Origin of the sequence: Helicobacter mustelae (genome assembly GCF_900476215.1) — a bacterium.
GTDB classification, from domain to species: domain Bacteria; phylum Campylobacterota; class Campylobacteria; order Campylobacterales; family Helicobacteraceae; genus Helicobacter_H; species Helicobacter_H mustelae.
The window spans coordinates 1,421,631-1,439,295 of the sequence record NZ_LS483446.1 but is presented as its reverse complement, the minus strand read 5'-3'; the positions used below and the strand labels follow the sequence as shown (position 1 = coordinate 1,439,295).

Genomic DNA, 17,665 nt, shown 5'->3' with positions numbered 1-17,665 from the left:
AAATACAAAAAAATCCAAAGAAGTGCTAGATGAAAGATCCAAGACTCAAAACCCCATTGCTGCGCAAGATTTTTGTCGCTGCTTCTATCCGTAGGTGGAATGATCAAGCCACTCCCATTGAATTTGTGGAGCTTGATAAGCAGGCTCATAAGTTCGTGATTGCCTATTTGTTTGCACGTATAGAGGAGCAAGAGAGGGGGGTGAAAATTGATTGGGAAAATCTTATCTTGTATTTTTGTTTTGAATTTTTTTCTCGTGTGGTCCTCACAGATATTAAGCCTCCTGTTTTTTATGACCTGCAAAAAAATTACCGCAATGAATTGAGTGATTTTGTCATCCAGGAGCTAGAGTCTGAGCTTTGTGAGTATCCCTTTTTTGAGATGATGGGGCATTATCTCAAAAATCCCCCAGATGTCTTGGAGACACAGATTCTCAAAGCTGCGCATTTTTATGCCTCCAAATGGGAGTTTGACATCATCTATCATTTCAACCCCTACATGTATGATGTGCAAAATATCAAAAGCACTATTGACAAGGAAGTGGAGGGTTTTTATCATTTAAGCAGTGTGCAAAAAGTGGCTCTGTTTAAAAATCTGCAAGAGCTCATTACAATGTTTGGGCAGTTGAGATTCCAGAAGCGTTGGAGCCAAACTCCAAGGGTGCCTGCTACAAGTGTGCTAGGACATACGCTCATTGTAGCACTGAGTGGATATCTTTTGAGTTATGATATTGGTGCTTGCAAGCAAATGCGCATCAATCATTTTCTTTGTGGCTTATTTCATGATCTTCCAGAGATTTTAACTCGTGATATTATCTCTCCCATTAAGCAAAGTGTGCGCGGGCTAGATCATCAGATAAAAGAGCTGGAACAAAAGGCTGTGGAGCAAAAAATCCTCTCCATCGTGCCAGAAAATATCGCAGAAGACATCAAGTATTTCACACAGAATGAATTTAGCAATCGTTATAAAATTGAATGTTTTGTGAATCATGCAAGCGGGGAAGAATTGCTAAGCTCCTACAACAAAGAGGAATTTCAGCCTATTTTTGGAGAATTTTTAAAAGTTTGTGATTTATTGGGAGCATTTTTAGAGGCAAAAATCTCTATTGCCCATGGGATCTCCTCTCATGATCTCATCGATGGCGCACAGAAAATTTTAGAGAGATGTGGGAGCAAGGTCATCCAAGATGTAGACATAGGAAAGATTTTTAGGGATTTTGTCTGATGGAATTTCTCTCACTCCTCACCCAAAACAATACAGAGGCTTTTTTGCTTTTGCTTCTGCGCTTTGGAGGGATTTTCGCATTTTTCCCTTTTTTTGATTCTGGACTCATTCCTGTTTCCCTGCGTGGGGCATTGGCATTTTTCATGTGCCTAGTGTTTTTTCCCATTTTGCCCCATACTCCCCTGCAGTTAGATACGGTGAGTTTTCTTATAGCAGGAAGCCTAGAGCTATTATTTGGATTTTTAGCCTCACTTGTTTTGCAGATCATTTTTTCCACCCTTGCTTTTGCTGGAGATAGCATTAGTTTTTCGATGGGGCTTACCATGGCAAGTGCCTATGATCCTGCCACAGGATCGCAAAAACCCATCGTTGGACAGGTTTTGATGATGTTAGCCATGCTTATTGCCTTGCAGAGTGATTTTCATCATGTGATTTTTTCTTTTGTGGCTCAGAGTTTGGAGCAGATCCCTTTGGGGCATTTTGTCACCAAGCAAAATATTTTAGAGACCATTATCTATGATTTTTCTTTGCTTTTTAGTGTAGGTTTTGCGATGGCCTTTCCCATTTTGGGACTCATTTTGCTCAGTGATATTGTGTTTGGAATGATTATGAAGACTCATCCTCAATTCAATCTCCTTGCCATTGGCTTTCCTGTAAAGATCGCGCTGGCATTTATTGCCATCATCGTGATTATTCCATCCATCATGAATGTTTTTTCCACGCATCTTAAAAATGGCTTTATGATGCTGCAAAAAATCTTTTAGGAGTATAAGATGCTAGAACTTCAAGATGCAATAAAAATCAACTTTTCTCTGCCCAGGCTTGCACTCAAATCTAAAATATGTGCTATTTATAAGGCCCAAGGTCGTTTGCTCGCACGCGATTATTTTATCACCCGCCCCCTGCCTTTATTTGATAATTCCGCGATGGATGGTTATGCATTAAAAAGCACAGAACAAGGAGAAACTCTTTTTTGCAGGCGAAGAATTTTTGCAGGCGATGATGCTTCAGATAGGATTTTAGAACCCAAAGAAGCTATTGCTGTGATGACTGGGGCGATGATTCCCCAAGGTGCAGATGTGGTTGTGCCAATTGAGCAGGCGGTTTTGGAGGGGGAGAAATTGACTGTGCCTAGGCCCTTGGCTAAAAACAGCAACATTCGCAAAAAAGGGGAAGAGAAGCAAGCGGGTGCTTTGATTGCAAAAAGAGGCGAACGCCTGGATTTTGGCAAAATCGGTTTGCTTGCTTCGCAGGGGTATGCAGAGCTCGAAGTAAGAGAATGCTGCAGGATTGGTGTTTTTTCTAGTGGGAATGAGATCTTGGAGGTCGGGGAAAATGCAAGAGGGCATCAAATTTATAATATCAATGCTCCTAGCATCTGCGCATTGCTGGAAAATTATGATTTACAAGCCCAATATCTTGGGATTTTACCCGATGATTTTTTGAGATTAGAATCAAGGCTATTATCCGCGGTAGAAGGGCATGATATTTTAATTACAAGCGGTGGCGCAAGCGTGGGGGATGCGGATTTTTTTGAAAAAATCTTGCAAAAAAATCACGCAGAAATTTTTTATCACAAACTTAATATTAAGCCTGGAAAACCATTGATGGTTGCAAGGCTAAAGAACTGCTATATTTTTTGCCTGCCTGGCAATCCATTAAGTGGAATCTTAAATTTACTCGCACTCTTGGTGCCAACGATTTTTTATCTCAGTGGAGCACGGACTTATTACCCTAAGCCCATTATTGCAACGCTAAAAGAGGATTTGTATCTCAAGGGAAAGCGAGCGCATATGATTTTAGGAGATCTAAGAGAGGGGGTTTTTACTCCTTATCAACAAGGCAAATACAGTCCTAATGCAATCAGCACTTTTGGGGCTTGTAATAGCCTTGTCCTTATCGATCACACAACAGAGTATTTGCAGGCGGGACAAAAGGTGGGAGTATTGCAATACATCATGGAGTTTGATGAAGAGAATCAGGGGTTTGTTAATTAGGTGATTGGGGTTTTGAAAAATCCTGCTTTTTTATTTTGCCAAAAGCTCTAAGACAAGATTGGCTTGATGCCCCGCACAGATGTTTACACGTGGGGACATGAGTCCTCTGCCTATTTGTGCCTCGCTTGTGAGATCGCCACAAACATAGAGATTTTTGGTGATTTTGTGTGTTTTGATGCTATTAGATTCCCCATAGCCAGCTAGTCCGCTTCCACAAATTAAAATCTTTTGGGGAAAGTGACGGTGAAAATTTTGCATTAGCATCGCCTTGGCTTCTATGCTATCAAATGCCTCACAAACAATATCATCCCCTGGGAATAATTCTGGGATATTGTCCTCTGTGATGCGTAGGGTGTGGATTTGTGTGGAGATGAAGGGATTGATTTTTTTGATCTGTTCTTGCAACGCCTTGGTTTTAAGCTTCCCAAGATCCTCTATCATGTAAGATTGGCGATTGAGGTTGCTAGGTTCAATGATGTCAAAATCAATGAGATGCACCTTCCCTACCCCGCTTCTTGCAAGCATGATGGCAATATGCGATCCCAGCCCTCCGAGTCCACAAATAGCCACACTGGCACGTTTGAGCTTGTCATGCAAGTGTGGGGTGTGGCGTGCGCGCATCATCGCATCTAGCGCTTCTTTTTGAGGAATTTTTCCCTTGGGAATGCAAAAAAGCTCATCGTTTTCGTGGAGTTGTTGGGATTGCTTTGTAGCAAAACCATTGATAATCCACACATCGCTGGGATCTTTGGAGTGTTGATGGAAAAACTCTGCGCTATTTTGACATGTGGTGCTTAGGGGCTGGCCATTAAATTTGATTCTCATCCCGTTCCTTTTTGTAAATTTTTATGATACAGAAAATTTTCTTATTTTGCCAAAAGCTAGCTACTGGGAAATGGCAGAATGAGAGCCTTATTTTTTTGCATGGAGCTTTGCGCAAAAATTGGTCAAGCATTCACTCCAACAGGTTAGTATGTGCGAATTTAGAGGAGTTTTTATGTTAGTTGAGGAATCCAATGCGATTTTTTTGTCTCTCGTGGGGCTTTTTACCGGTATCACAGCGGGGTTTTTTGGCATAGGGGGTGGGGAGATCGTAGTCCCCAGCGCGATTTTTGCACATTTTAGCTATAGCCATGCGGTGGGGATTTCTCTCATTCAGATGCTTTTTTCCTCTCTAGTAGGATCCATCATCAATTATTCCAAGGGCCTCTTGAGTCTCAAAGAGGGTTTTTTCGCGGCATTTGGTGGGCTAATGGGTGCATTTTTAGGGAGCTTTTTGCTTAAATTCATTGATGATAAAATCTTGATGAGCGTGTTTGTCATCGTGGTGTGCTATAGCTTTTTTAAATATGCCTTTAGTAACTCCAAAAAGCAGCATTTTGAGGAGGCGCATTTTTCCATGCACAAAGAAGAAGGCCCCAAGCCTTGCCACGGGTTTATTTCCTCTTCCATCGATAGGACGCATGCGATTTTATTCTTCGCAGGGCTAATTACAGGGATTTTTTCCATCCCCCTTGGCATGGGCGGAGGGATTTTGATGGTGCCATTTCTGGGCTTTTTTCTGAAATATGATTCCAAGAAAATCGTTCCGCTGGGCTTGTTTTTTGTGGTGTTTGCTTCTTTGTCTGGTGTGGTCTCGCTTTATCATGGGGGCGTGCTTGATAACACTGCCATCCAAGCAGGACTCATTACGGGTGTTGGTGCATTTTTGGGTGTGGGTATTGGGATTAAGCTCATCGCCCTAGCAAGCGAGAGGGTGCATAAGATTTTGCTGCTTTTGATTTATGCTCTAAGTATTTTGGCCACTTTGCATAAACTTATTACTATGCTGTAATCTGACAAGCTCTTGATATTTAGGGAGCTTTTTGCGCACAGAGTAGTGAGTTTCTGGAGGGGTTTGGTTGCCCTTGCACTTAGTTGCCCTTGCACAAGGTTTTGTTACTCCTAGTTGTAGATTTGTAGATGCATTCTGCCCATCCCGCTTCTTGCAAGCATGATGGCAATTAAGAGCTCAACTACTAAGCTTGCAAATTGTTCTATTTTGTGTCCTTATTTTGACTAAGCTTATTGGCTTATGCGTATTAGGCATTGAAATTTTCATTGATGGAATTTTTTGGCCTTGCTCCCTTGGCAGAACCAAACTCTCAGGAGAATCCTTGCGTGCATGCAAATAAGCCTCCTTTGCGTGATCATAAATGTTTTTGGCATAGCGATCTATTGCTAGCTGCGGTGCCAAAGAGTATTTACTATTCATTGCTTTAATTGGCTTAATATTACCAACTCCAAATATTTATCAAAAAGGATTTTTTATCATGTATATCACTGCTTTAAGGGGCTTATCACAACTTAAGCATGTTGCTGTAGTTATTTCTCATCTTGCTATTTTTCTTATTTTCATCTGGATTGGTGGATTAAAGTTTTTTAATTATGAAGCAGAAGGAATTGTTCCCTTTGTTGCAAACTCGCCTTTGTCTAGTTTCTTTTACAAAGATCCGGGTAATTATAAGTCCAATAAGATTCCTGAAGGTACATATGATGAGCAAAAGCATCAATGGAATGATAAAAATAGGACATATCTTGTATCCTATGGGCTTGGCATATTGATTATTCTTTATGGAACAATGGTGTTATTTGGACTCATCTATCCTATTTTGGGTGTAATAGGGGGGATACTTGTATTTTTGATGACTTGTATTACTTTATCTTTTTTGATAACAACACCAGAGGTATGGGTGGCTAATCTTTGCGGAATGAATCATGGCTTCCCCTATTTGTCTGGAGCAGGCCGATTGGTAATCAAAGATGTTGCAATTATGGCATGCGCTTTGGTTGTTGTAAGCAGTTGTTCAGAAAGAATACTTAAAAAATCAAACAATATTAGTTAAGTTTGTTTTTGCACTTGGGTGCAGGGAATCTCCCCCCGTGCCTCTAGGTAGATAAACATGCTTTGCTGGCTTGTTGTTTTTGTCAAAAATTAGCTTACCCATTTTATAAAAGTAATTTCATCTCTTATAAAAAATTCTTGCTGTGAAATTCCTGGATTTGCCAAGGCGTGATTGAAAGGTCCGTGCTCTAACTCCCAAAGCATAGGGAGGGGGGAGTTATCCAAATAAAAAGCCAAGTGAAATATCTAAGTTATAGCCCCACTTCTCCCCATGGGTGAGGTGTGAAAGCGACTCGCGAGGTGGCTGCACGCATTGTATGAATAAGGGGAGAGGGAGAAGTGGCAGCGCTCTTAAAAAATAAGAACTTCATCTAAAAAACAAGCACTTTATTCAAAATATGACATAACGGGATAACCAGAATCTTTCAAAAGCTTTTCTTTTTGCATCAATAAAAGATCACTTTGTACCATTTCTTTGATGAGCATATTGAGATTATATTCAGGGATCCAGCCGAGCTCTTCTCTAGCCTTGCTTGCATCGCCAATGAGCAAATCTACTTCTGTAGGACGGAAATAACGCGGATCTATGGCTATGATTTGCTTGCCCTTGGGCAATTGATAATCCCCCAAACAAGCCTTTACTATGCCTTTTTCTTCAATTCCCTCGCCTACAAATTCACATTGGATGCCAAGCTCTTGAAATGCCATTTTTACAAATTCCCTCACCTCTGTAGTAATTCCTGTAGCAATTACATAGTCTTGTGCTTTTGGAGCTTGCAAGATCATATGCATCATTCGTACATAATCTTTTGCATGCCCCCAATCTCGCTTGCTAGAAAGATTGCCTAAATAGAGCTTGTCTTGGAGTCCTAGAGCGATCTTTGCTGCTGCGCGCGTGATTTTTCGAGTCACAAATGTCTCTCCGCGGATAGGGCTTTCATGATTGAATAAAATTCCATTGCAGGCAAAAATTTCATAAGCCTCGCGATAATTCACAGTAATCCAATAAGCATAAAGCTTGGCACAAGCATAGGGAGAGCGAGGATAAAAAGGAGTTTTTTCATTTTGAGGAATCTCTTGCACAAGTCCATAGAGTTCGCTTGTAGAGGCTTGATAGATTTTGGTTTTTTGAGCAAGATTGAGTAGGCGCACAGCTTCTAGGATCCTGAGTGTTCCTATGCCATCAGCGTTTGCGGTATACTCTGGGGTTTCAAAAGACACTCCCACATGACTCATCGCGGCCAAATTATAGATTTCATCAGGCTGCACTTCTTGGATGATGCGAGTGAGATTCATGGAATCTGTCATGTCTCCATAATGGAGAAAGAAATTTCGGTTTTGCACATGAGGATCTTGATAAAGATGATCGATTCTATCTGTGTTGAATAACGAACTACGACGTTTGATGCCATGGACTTCATAATTGTTTTTTAGCAGGAATTCTGCAAGGTATGCGCCATCTTGCCCCGTGATGCCTGTAATAAGAGCTCTCTTCATGTTTTTTCCTTGATTTTTGTGCGGAAAATTATAGCATAGATAGGATTTATCCCTTGCAGCGGCGCTCAGAGGGTTTGTTTTAAAAAATGGCACACAAATGCATGGAGTAAGATTTGCAGCAAAAAAAGTGCGTTAGAGCCTAAGACAAGTTTTTAAAAGCATTATTTGCGAGAAAAATCATCCTCAATGCGCACAATATCATCCTCGCCCAAATATTCCCCGATTTGCACTTCAATCACAACAAGATCGATTTTACCTAGATTTGCTAGGCGATGGGTTTTCCCCATGGGGATGTAGGTGGACTCATTGGGATGAAGTGCAAAAGTATCAGATTCTAATGTAATTTGTGCGGTGCCACTGACAATAATCCAATGCTCATTGCGATGAAAATGTTTCTGCAAGCTTAGGCGGGATTGTGGTTTTACAACGATTTGTTTGATTTTGTAGGTAGGGGTTTCTAATAAGACCTGATAACTTCCCCATGGGCGGTAGGTGAATTGATGGTTTTGTGTGAGTTCTGGGGCGACTTGTTTGATTTTGGGAAGGATGTTTTTTACTTTTTGGCTGGATCCTTTTTTGGCAATCAGCATGGAGTCTTGTGTGTCTATGACAATGAGGTCTTCTACATCAATCATGGCAACGAGTTTGTTGGCTAGCACGAAGTTGTTGCTGCTAGATTCTGTGACAATGGGAGTATTTTCCACACAAGACTGCAGGGAATCAAAGCTCCCTACATCATTCCAAGAAAAATCAGAAGCAAGACAATACACCCTAGAGCTTTTTTCTAAAACCGCATAATCAATACTGTTGCTTGGAATTTTTTGGCTTTGCTCCTTTGGTAGAACCAAAATCCCAGGAGAATCTTTGCGTGCATGCAAATAAGCCTCTTTTGCGTGATCATAAATGTTTTTGGCATAGCACTCTAGCTCTTGTAAAAATACCTTTGCCTGGAAGCAAAACATCCCACTATTCCAATAAAAATCCCCAGCTTTATAATATTCTTTGGCATGCTTAAGATCAGGTTTTTCGATAAATTTCTTGACGATGCCTTGATGGGATTGTATGTAGCCATAGCCTGTATGAGGCTCTTTAGGGGTGATGCCAAAAGTGAGTAAATAGCCATTTTGCGCGATTTCTATGGCCTTGTGGATATGTTCTAAATAGCTTTTAGAATCAAGGATTAGGTGATCGCTTGGCAAAACTAATAAAATATCACTAGGCTTGGCATGAAAGGCACTAAATGCAATGGCAGCGGCAGTATTTTTGCTAACACTCTCACAAATAAAAGAAGAAATCTCCACCCCAATTTCTGCGCTTTGATTTTGTAATAAAAAATAATACTGCTCATTGCTGACCACTTCGATTTTTGCATCTGTGTAGAGATTTTTTAGGGGAAGATTGCGCAAGAGGGTTTTTTGGAAAAGAGAGGATTCACCAAAAAGCTTATGGAATTGTTTGGGAAAATTTTCTCGAGATAGGGGCCAGAGTCTTGTCCCACTTCCACCACATAAAATCACAATTCTTAGCATGGAGCCTCGTTTTTTTCATCATGGGGTTCTTCTTTTTTGAGCAGGATTGCATCTTGCTCTAGGCAGATTTTAATCGATGTGTTTTTTTTCAGTTTTTCAAATAACAAAATTTCACTGAGTTGTGGTTTGATGTTGTTGTTGATGAATTTTTTGATTTCTCTTGCGCCTAGCATGGGATCGAGTGCGAGATTTGCGATATAAACAAGTGCGCTGGGTTCTAGAGATAGGCTGAGTGCGCGATCTTTTAGCGTGGCATTGAGTTCTGTAATATATTTTTTGGTGATGTTTTGATAGTCCTTGATGGTAAGGGAGTTGAAATGCACGATGGCATCCAATCTCCCACGAAATTCTGGGGTGAAAAGATTTTTAATTGCTGTTTGTTGCTTATCTTTGATTGTGGCATTAAAGCCCATATTTTGATTTTCATTTGTACCTGCATTGGAGGTCATGATTAAAATGACATTTTTAAAATCTGCTTTATTTCCTTGATTATCACTCAGTCTTGCATCATCCATGACTTGTAAGAGCAGGTGGAAGATATCAGGATGGGCCTTTTCAATCTCATCTAGCAAGAGCACACAATGCGGAGATTTTCGGATCATATCTACCAAGATCCCACCTTGTTCAAACCCCACATAACCACTGGGTGCGCCAATAAGTTTAGAAATGCTGTGAGCTTCCATGTACTCGCTCATATCAATGCGATGAAAGGCAATCCCTAGTGCATTTGCTAGTTCAATGCTAAGTGCGGTTTTCCCTACTCCACTGGCACCCACAAACAAAAAACTTCCGATGGGCTTTTTGGGATCGCTAAGCCCTGCTTTGTTGATTTTGATGACAGAGGTGATTTTTTGAATCGCTTCTTCTTGGGAGAAAATCTTACTCTGCAGGGTTTTTTCTAATCTTTTTAAGAGGGTTTTTTCATCGGATTTTAGGATGTTTTGAGGGATGTTGACAAAGCGCGCTAAAGACTGCTGGATCTGGATTTTTGTGATGGTTTTGTGTTTTTTGTTTTGGAGATTTACGCCCGCTTCATCAAGGAGATCGATGGCCTTATCTGGCAAAAAGCGCTCTGTGATATAGAGATTGGAGAGATCCACACAGGCTTTTAGCGCATCCTTGCTGTAAGTGACATTATGATGTTTCTCATACAAAGGAGCTACTTTTTCTAAGATCTCATAGCAAGTCTCTGGGCTTGGCTCTAGCACCTCAATGGGGATGAATCTGCGATTTAGGGCCTTGTCTCTAGAAAAGGAATTTTTATATTCTTGAAAGGTTGTTGCTCCGATGCATCGAAGATTTCCGCTAGAGAGGAGGGGCTTTAGGATATTTGCTGCATCCATGTTGCTTGTCCCAGTGCTGCCTGCCCCCACTAGCATGTGAATCTCATCGATGAATAGGACAACGTTTTTTCTTTTTTGTATCGTTTTTAACACACCCTTTAAGCGCTTTTCAAAATCTCCTCGGTATTTAGTGCCTGCCACCATTCCCACAAGATCTAGCTCAAAAATTTCAAACTTTCTCAAACTAGGCGCACAGGTTTTTTGTGTGATGCTTAGTGCAATCCCCTCAGCAATCGCAGTTTTCCCCACTCCTGGCTCCCCGATTAGGACTACATTATTTTTCTTGCGTTTGCACAAAACCTCGCTCGCACGCAAAATTTCTTTTTCTCTTCCAATAATGGGGTCAATCTTGCCTTTTTTGGCAAGGTGGTTGAGATTTTTGGCATATTGCTCGAGTTGATCTTCTTCTTTTGTGAAATTTGCAGCCTCTAGGATCTGGGTTTTTTCTATTTCATAGCTTTTGAGCAATAGCGCGCTATAGCTCTGCTCTTCAGCCAAGGTAAAGATCAAAAAATCCTCGATATTAATCTGGGATTGATTGGAGGAATTGGCATGATTTACCATATTGAGAAATACGCGCTCTAGGGCAGGGGTTTGATGAGGAATGCTATTGCTAGAATGCGGAGTGATAGGAATGTGCTTTATGAGATATTGGGAAAGGATTTTTTTGGCATTTTCTGTATCTAGGCCGCAATTCTTGAGTAGATTTTCTCCCTGGGGATCTTCTAACAGAGCCAAAAAAATATGCTCAATGGTGAGCACATTATGCTGCATTTTTTTACTTAACTGCACGGAGTGATTGATGATTTTAGTGAGCTCTGGACTCAAAAGACTTTCCATAATCCTAACCTATAATATTTGGAGTTCTAGCTGCAGGGGAAGCTGTGCGGTTTTGGTTTTTTCTCGTGCAATTTGCAATTTTAATTCCGCAATATCATAGGGATAGATCCCACAGACCCCGCTTCCTTTGTGATGGACTTCTAGCATGATTTGCGTGGCTTGATCTTGATTTTTTTCAAAAACACTCATCAAGATGTTGATTACAAAATCCATAGGAGTATAGTCGTCATTCAAGATAATTACAGATGCCATAATGGGTTCACTGATTTTAGTTAGTGTCATTTCTTGGGAAGAGGTTAGCGCCATTGCCATGCCCTTTGTATGTTTGAGATTGGATTGTTTGGGGAAATCTGGGGGAGAAATCCTTGAGTTTTTGACCGCGTTTTGCCCCCATGAACTCTAGCCTCTGGCTTTGTTTGTGTGACCTTTTTGTAAACGGACAATGAGTTAAGCAAGCAAAGGCAATTTGACACAATCATAGCAAGTAAGACAGGATAGGAATTCATGATTTAAGTTCACTTTTATCTCAAAGTTTTTGGCTAGAATTATAGCCAAAATTTAAGAATTATTTGGGAAGTGCAATGTTTGATTTTCAACAATTGGCAGAGGATTATGGAACGCCGCTTTATGTGTATGACATGGAGAAAATCAAAGCAAATTTTTTGGCGTACAAGGATGCTTTTAGTGGGCGCAAGAGCTTGATTTGCTACGCACTCAAGGCAAATTCAAATTTGAGTGTGATTAAGATTATTGCAGAACTTGATGGCGGGGCGGATTGTGTATCCATTGGTGAAGTCAAACGCGCGATTTTAGCAGGAATTAAGCCCTATCGCATTATTTTCAGCGGGGTGGGGAAAAAAGACAGTGAGATAAAAGAGGCGCTAAAAATTGGGATTTTGTTCATCAATGTCGAATCTTATGCAGAGCTTTTGCGTGTCGAGGCTGTGGCAAAAGAGCTTGGATCTATTGCTCGCATCTCCGTTCGCGTAAATCCCAACATCGATCCAAAAACCCATCCCTATATTTCTACGGGACTGAGTGAAAATAAATTTGGCGTAGAGATGGAAGAGGCAAGGAGGATGTATCTCTATGCGCATAAATCAGATTTCTTGCAGCCCATAGGGGTGCATTTTCACATTGGCAGTCAGCTCACACAACTAGATCCCATCGCTCAATCCACTCAAAAAATTGCGGATTTTGCAAGAGGATTGGTGGCCATTGGTATTGATTTGAAATTTTTTGATGTTGGAGGAGGAGTGGGGATTTGTTACAAGGATGAGGGGGTGTTTGACATCCATGACTACGCCCAGAGCATTTTGTCAAAACTTAGCGGCCTAGATGTGACTATTATCTGTGAGCCAGGGCGTTCCATCGTGGGGAATAGTGGATATTTGGTGACACAGGTGCTTTATGAAAAGCATACACCAAAAAAGCGCTTTGTCATTGTGGATGGAGCCATGAATGATCTCTTGCGCCCTAGTCTTTATGATGCTCATCATGGAGTGAGTGTCATAAAGCAGAGAAAAGAAGAGGGGGAATTGAGCTTGGCAGATGTCGTAGGGCCTATTTGTGAGAGTGCGGATTTTTTGGCAAAAAATATAGAATTGCCACCCATGCACGCAGGAGATTTTGTGATTTTTGAAAATGCAGGAGCCTATGGTTTTAGCATGAGCAGCAATTACAATACTCGGGGGCGTTGTGCTGAGGTGGGCGTGCAAAAAGAAGGGGTGTTTTTATTGCGCAGGAGAGAGAGCTTAGAATTCCTGATTCGTGATGAATTGGAATTTTTGAACCATAGGCAAAAGTGAGCAGGCAAATAGATGGATAAGATTGAGAAATGTCGCCAGGAAATCGATAGGCTAGATGCCAGGATTTTAGAATTGCTAGATGCGCGCATGGAGGCTGTGTTAGAGATTGGCAAAGAAAAAATCAAGCAGGGAGCAAACATCTATCGCCCCGAGAGAGAAAGGGCGATTTTGGAGTGTTTGCACAAGATCCCAACAAGACATCTCAATTCTCAGGCAATTGATGCAATTTTCCAAGAGATTTTTGCGATCTCTAGGAATCTGGAATTACCAGAAAAGGTTGCTTTTTTGGGGCCTGTGGGGAGTTATACTCATCAGGCTGCTGAAGAGAGATTTGGTGCGATGAGCAGATATTTGAGCATGAGCAGCATTTATGCAGTATTTAGCGCCCTAGAGCTTGGGCATGCAAAATATGGCGTGATCCCCCTTGAAAATAATGCCAATGGCATGGTGGGCGATAGCATTGATCTGCTCGCCCAAAGTCCCCTAAAGATCGTTGCAGAAATCATCCTGCCCATTCATCATTCCTTTGCCAGTCAGTGCGAAGATTTGGGTCAAATCCGCCGGATTTATTCTAAGGACATCGCTTTTGGGCAATGCGATGAATTTCTCAAATCTCATAATTTTATAGACATGGAATGTGTGCCTGTGGATTCCACCGCAAGGGCTGCACAACTCGCGCAAAAAGAAAAGAATTCTAGCGCGATTTGCTCAAAAATTGCTGCAAAACTCTATAATCTCCCCATTTTATTTGAAAATATCCAAAATTCCAGCCGCAACAAAACGCGCTTTATTGTTATTAGTGATTTTTATAATTCCCCTAGTGGAAAGGACAAAACCAGCGTCTTTGCGACATTGGAGAATTTCCATGAGCCAGGGGCTTTGCTTGGGCTTTTGCAGGATTTTCGTGACCATGGCATCAATCTCTCCAAAATTGATTCCCGTCCAATCAAGACGGGAGAAGACTTTGATTTTGGATTTTATATCGATTTTGAGGGGCATAAAGAAGATGAGAACGTGGCAGCACTCTTTGCAAAGCGTTTCAAGGAATTGAAATGGCTGGGAAGCTATGTGAATACAAAGGAGATGTGATGGAATTTAAGGAAGTAGAATTAGGGGATCGCCAGGAGATTTTAGGCTATTTGGGGCAAGAAGATTTTATGATTTCAGATATTAGCTTTGCAAATCTCTATCTCTGGCGCAAGGCTAGAAAAATCGCCTATGCAATCGTGTCTGATTGCCTGGTGATACAAACGACCTATCCCGGGGAAAATCCTTATTATTTCTTTCCCATTGGTGCGGGAGACAAACTCTCTTCTATAGAGGCACTGCGCCATCACTCATCTCATCAGAATCAGATTTTAGAATTTCACTCTTTAGAAAAGCATGCCCTGGAGTTTTTTGAGGAGCATTTTTCTGGTCAATTTCGCTCCACCCTCAATCGCGATCGCAGTGATTATGTCTATCACATTCCTGAGCTTATTGCTCTTACTGGGAGAAAATACCACAAAAAGAAAAATCACCTCAATCGGTTTTTGCAGACTTATCCAGGCTTTGTTTATGAGCCAATCACTGCGCAAAATGCGCCAGAAGTACTTGAAGCTGCGCAGAAGTGGTTTGAGGATGAGGAGGATCCTAGTATTGGCTTGCAAAATGAGCATCGAGGGATTTGTGATGCATTGAGTCATTGGGAGGGGCTTGGCATTGAGGGTGGGCTTGTTCGCGTGGATGGAGAGATTATTGCCTTTAGCTTTGGGGAGCGTATTTCTCAGAGGGCTGCAGTCATCCACATCGAGAAGGCCAATCCTGACTACACAGGCGCTTATCAAATCATCAATCAGCAATTCCTAGCAAATGCCTTTTGTGAACTCTCTTATGCCAATCGTGAAGAGGATTTAGGGATTGAGGGGCTTAGGAAGGCAAAGATGAGTTACAATCCTGCGTTTTTGGTAGATAAATACGAGATTCTCTTTGAGCGCTAAGCACTTTTGCCTGCGCTTTTATGGCCAAGATTTTTGAAATTTTGGATTTTTCTGGATTTCTGTGGTTTAGTTTTTTGATAGGGGGTTTCTGGGCTCCATGTATTGCTTTTGCCCCCTGTAGTTTTCAGAGATTTTTGAATTTCTAAAATCTCTTCATCTTTGTTTTTTATGCACGCTTCAATGTAGTTCTCCTTTAGATTTTGAGGGTCCTGTCTGTAATAGGTTTGCACAGCTTTTTGCCGTGCAATTCTTAGTGCAAAAGATTATAAACAAGAATCGTAAGCACAGTAATGGGGGCTAGGTAGCGCAGGCAAAATAGCCAAAAGACAAAAATCGCGGGATTTAAATAATGGCTTGTGAACTCCCTCAAGCGCTCTTTTTTGATCCCCCAGCCCACAAATATACAAGAGGCCAGTCCGCCAAGCGTCATAATAATATTTGCACTCAGCCAATCCATCGCATCAAAGAGGCTTTTGCCCTTAATGCTAAGCATGCTACTGTAGTCTTTATTGAGTGAGAAGATGAGTACCACCCCTACAACGAAAATCAAAAATGACAGAAGCCAAGAGGATTGAAAACGATTCAAACGTGTTTTATCTTCCATCCATTTGACCGCGGGTTCTAGTAGGGAAACAGTGCTAGAGATCCCTGCAAATGCAAGTCCTATCATAAAGAGCGCACAGATTACATGCCCCACAATCCCCATTTTGTAAAAAACCAAGGGTAGTGTAACAAATACTAGTCCTGGACCACCATCTGGCTGTGCGCCATATTCAAATACAAAAGTAAAGATCGTAATTCCTGCGATGAGGGAAATCATAATGCCTGGAATTACTACCCACATGGCACTAGCAAAGAGATTTTGTTTTTCTTCTGTGGCAGCAGCATAGGTGATGATCGTGCCTGCACCGATGGATAGTGAAAAAAACACCTGGCCTAGGGAATTGACTAAGACGGTGCTATTAATCTTGCTAAAATCAAAGTCAAACATATAATGCCAGCCCTGTGGGAAATGAGGCATCGTCATAGCATAGAATAAAAGTCCAATGAAGATAATAAAAAGCAGTGGCATCAAAATAAAATTGAGTGACTCGATGCCGCTTTTGACCCCACGAGATACAAAATAGCCAGTGATGGCCACAACGGCGCCAAATCCCAAAATCTGTGTGGTGAGATTGGCCGTAACGAGATTTTCAAAGGTGGCTCTAGACTCTTCTATGGTGGAGGGCAAATCAAGGCTGATAGCAAAGAGATAATAAAGCACCCAGCCTAGTACTATGCAATAAAAAGTAAGAATCGTAGGCCCGCCAATGAGAATGATTCCTGCCCACCTCCATCTCTTTTTTTTACTCTTATCAAGTTTTACAAATGCATCTTGAAGATTGGTTTTTGTGCGATTGCCTATAATCATTTCAGCAATCAGCATGGAAACTCCAATCACAAAGGCAATGAGCAAAAATAGTAACACAAATGCTCCACCACCACTTGTGCCTGCCACGTAAGGAAAACGCCAAATATGCCCTAGACCAATAGCACTTCCAAGTGTTGCTAAAATAAATCCTAATTTGGAAAAATCATTCATTTATCATCCTTATGAATCTTAAAAAATATTTTTATTAGTGTGCTAGACCTCTAGAACTCTCAAAATTGTGAAAAAAGATTTTCAAAAAAAGATATTTCAACAGAGTTTAAACAGAGCTTAGAGGGTATCAAAAAAAAATTTAAACTTCCATTAAACTTCAGTATTCCTCGGGAGAACAGGGAAAACTTCTTGTTAAAAACTACGAAAAATCTCTCGTGAAAAACCATGAAACGCTAGAAAAAACCACGGCCCGTGCAAAAATTCCCTCTTGTGAAAAGTGGCAAAATAGTCAGAGATTCAAAAATTCGTTATAAAATCACGATTTTAGGAGTTTGAGAATGCAGATGCGTATTTATTATGAGGATACTGATAGTGGGGGAATTGTCTATCATGGTAATTATTTGAAATTCTGTGAGCGGGCGCGCAGTGCGCTGTTTTTTGAAAAAAATCTCAGCCCACAGGGTGAAGATGGTGGCTTTGTTGTGCATTCTTTGAACGCTCGCTATCATGCCGCCCTGCATCTAGGCGACAAAATAGAGGTGGAATTGGAATTGCTAGAAACTACAAAAAGCTCCCTCACCGTAGCTCATCGGATCTACAAAATCTATGAAATGCAAAGCCATAGCACTTGTAGGCAGGAGGTTTTTTTCATGGAGGCAAAGCTTGTGTACACACAGCGGGGTAGGGCACATAGGATTCCACAAGATTTTTTGGAGGTGATTTCATGGGGCGCACGCAAGACAGACCAAGGATAGACTACCCCTGCAAATGGGAGTATCGAATCATTGCAACACAGGAGCAGGCTGTTGTGATGGCGGTTTTTGAGATTATTGAGGGGGAATATCAACTAGAAATTGCCAATCATTCCGCCAATGGCCGCTTTGTTTCTCTGCATCTTATAGTGGAGGTGGCGAGTGAAAAAATACGCGATGAGATCTTCCAAAAACTCACCAAAATCCCACAAGTAAAGATGGTGATTTAAT

General features: G+C 41.3%; 17 protein-coding genes. 10 read left to right on the top strand and 7 right to left on the bottom strand.

Annotated elements, in window-relative coordinates; translation table 11 throughout:
• Positions 1-29 precede the first annotated feature (29 nt).
• Genes DQN48_RS06960 through DQN48_RS06950 form a run of 3 tightly spaced genes read left to right on the top strand, consistent with a single transcriptional unit; the run spans position 30 to position 3,220 of the window.
• On the top strand, positions 30-1,223 hold the full coding sequence (locus tag DQN48_RS06960) for an HD domain-containing protein (protein WP_013023645.1): 1,194 nt from the start codon (positions 30-32) through the stop codon (positions 1,221-1,223).
• Positions 1,223-1,987, top strand: a complete 765-nt coding sequence (gene fliR, locus DQN48_RS06955) for a flagellar biosynthetic protein FliR (RefSeq protein WP_013023644.1) — start codon at positions 1,223-1,225, stop codon at positions 1,985-1,987. The genes DQN48_RS06960 and fliR overlap by 1 nt, the downstream gene beginning before the upstream one ends.
• 9 nt (positions 1,988-1,996) lie before the next feature.
• Positions 1,997-3,220, top strand: coding sequence for a molybdopterin molybdotransferase MoeA (locus DQN48_RS06950; protein ID WP_013023643.1), 1,224 nt, complete (start codon positions 1,997-1,999; stop codon positions 3,218-3,220).
• Between the two features lie 30 nt (positions 3,221-3,250).
• On the opposite strand, the gene thiF is transcribed toward DQN48_RS06950, so the two are convergent.
• On the bottom strand, positions 3,251-4,045 hold the full coding sequence (gene thiF, locus DQN48_RS06945) for a thiamine biosynthesis protein ThiF (protein WP_013023642.1): 795 nt from the start codon (positions 4,043-4,045) through the stop codon (positions 3,251-3,253).
• Between the two features lie 172 nt (positions 4,046-4,217).
• On the opposite strand from thiF, the gene DQN48_RS06940 reads away from it, so the two are divergent.
• Together DQN48_RS06940 and DQN48_RS06935 are read left to right on the top strand one after the other, a co-directional pair.
• Positions 4,218-5,054, top strand: coding sequence for a sulfite exporter TauE/SafE family protein (locus DQN48_RS06940; RefSeq protein WP_013023641.1), 837 nt, complete (start codon positions 4,218-4,220; stop codon positions 5,052-5,054).
• Positions 5,055-5,532: 478 nt separating this feature from the next.
• Entirely contained in the window at positions 5,533-6,105 is a 573-nt protein-coding gene (locus DQN48_RS06935) for a DUF417 family protein (protein ID WP_013023640.1), read from the top strand.
• 386 nt (positions 6,106-6,491) lie between these two features.
• Here the strand turns inward: DQN48_RS06935 and gmd are convergent, their stop codons facing one another.
• The 4 genes from gmd to DQN48_RS06915 all read right to left on the bottom strand — a co-directional run bounded on the left by gmd (position 6,492) and on the right by DQN48_RS06915 (position 11,619).
• Positions 6,492-7,601, bottom strand: a complete 1,110-nt coding sequence (gene gmd / locus DQN48_RS06930) for a GDP-mannose 4,6-dehydratase (RefSeq protein ID WP_013023639.1) — start codon at positions 7,599-7,601, stop codon at positions 6,492-6,494.
• 161 nt (positions 7,602-7,762) lie between these two features.
• Positions 7,763-9,130: a mannose-1-phosphate guanylyltransferase/mannose-6-phosphate isomerase gene (locus DQN48_RS06925; protein WP_013023638.1), complete on the bottom strand. Its 1,368-nt coding sequence runs from the start codon at positions 9,128-9,130 to the stop codon at positions 7,763-7,765.
• On the bottom strand, positions 9,124-11,313 hold the full coding sequence (locus DQN48_RS06920) for an AAA family ATPase (protein WP_013023637.1): 2,190 nt from the start codon (positions 11,311-11,313) through the stop codon (positions 9,124-9,126). Before DQN48_RS06920 ends, DQN48_RS06925 begins: the two co-directional genes overlap by 7 nt.
• Before the next feature lie 9 nt (positions 11,314-11,322).
• A complete protein-coding gene (locus tag DQN48_RS06915; protein ID WP_231843986.1) occupies positions 11,323-11,619 on the bottom strand; it encodes an ATP-dependent Clp protease adaptor ClpS in 297 nt (98 codons plus the stop codon).
• A gap of 275 nt (positions 11,620-11,894) precedes the next feature.
• Between DQN48_RS06915 and lysA the strand changes: the two genes are divergently transcribed.
• Genes lysA through DQN48_RS06900 form a run of 3 tightly spaced genes read left to right on the top strand, consistent with a single transcriptional unit; the run spans position 11,895 to position 15,100 of the window.
• Positions 11,895-13,121 carry a diaminopimelate decarboxylase gene (lysA, locus tag DQN48_RS06910; protein ID WP_041913203.1) on the top strand — a complete coding sequence of 409 codons (1,227 nt, stop codon included), beginning with the start codon at positions 11,895-11,897 and terminating at the stop codon, positions 13,119-13,121.
• A gap of 12 nt (positions 13,122-13,133) precedes the next feature.
• Positions 13,134-14,210 (top strand): prephenate dehydratase, encoded by a 1,077-nt coding sequence (pheA, locus tag DQN48_RS06905; protein WP_013023634.1) that lies wholly within the window; start codon positions 13,134-13,136, stop codon positions 14,208-14,210.
• The gene (locus DQN48_RS06900; RefSeq protein WP_013023633.1) at positions 14,210-15,100 is read left to right on the top strand and encodes a DUF2156 domain-containing protein; all 891 of its coding nucleotides are present in this window, start codon (positions 14,210-14,212) and stop codon (positions 15,098-15,100) included. Before pheA ends, DQN48_RS06900 begins: the two co-directional genes overlap by 1 nt.
• Here the strand turns inward: DQN48_RS06900 and DQN48_RS07850 are convergent.
• Entirely contained in the window at positions 15,097-15,330 is a 234-nt protein-coding gene (locus DQN48_RS07850; RefSeq protein ID WP_041913202.1) for a hypothetical protein, read from the bottom strand. The genes DQN48_RS06900 and DQN48_RS07850 overlap by 4 nt on opposite strands.
• Before the next feature lie 20 nt (positions 15,331-15,350).
• A complete protein-coding gene (locus DQN48_RS06890) occupies positions 15,351-16,682 on the bottom strand; it encodes a sodium-dependent transporter (RefSeq protein ID WP_013023632.1) in 1,332 nt (443 codons plus the stop codon).
• 338 nt (positions 16,683-17,020) lie between these two features.
• On the opposite strand from DQN48_RS06890, the gene DQN48_RS06885 reads away from it, so the two are divergent.
• Together DQN48_RS06885 and DQN48_RS06880 are read left to right on the top strand one after the other, a co-directional pair.
• Positions 17,021-17,437, top strand: a complete 417-nt coding sequence (locus DQN48_RS06885; RefSeq protein WP_013023631.1) for a YbgC/FadM family acyl-CoA thioesterase — start codon at positions 17,021-17,023, stop codon at positions 17,435-17,437.
• A complete protein-coding gene (locus tag DQN48_RS06880; RefSeq protein ID WP_013023630.1) occupies positions 17,407-17,664 on the top strand; it encodes an HP0495 family protein in 258 nt (85 codons plus the stop codon). Before DQN48_RS06885 ends, DQN48_RS06880 begins: the two co-directional genes overlap by 31 nt.
• Position 17,665 lies beyond the last annotated feature (1 nt).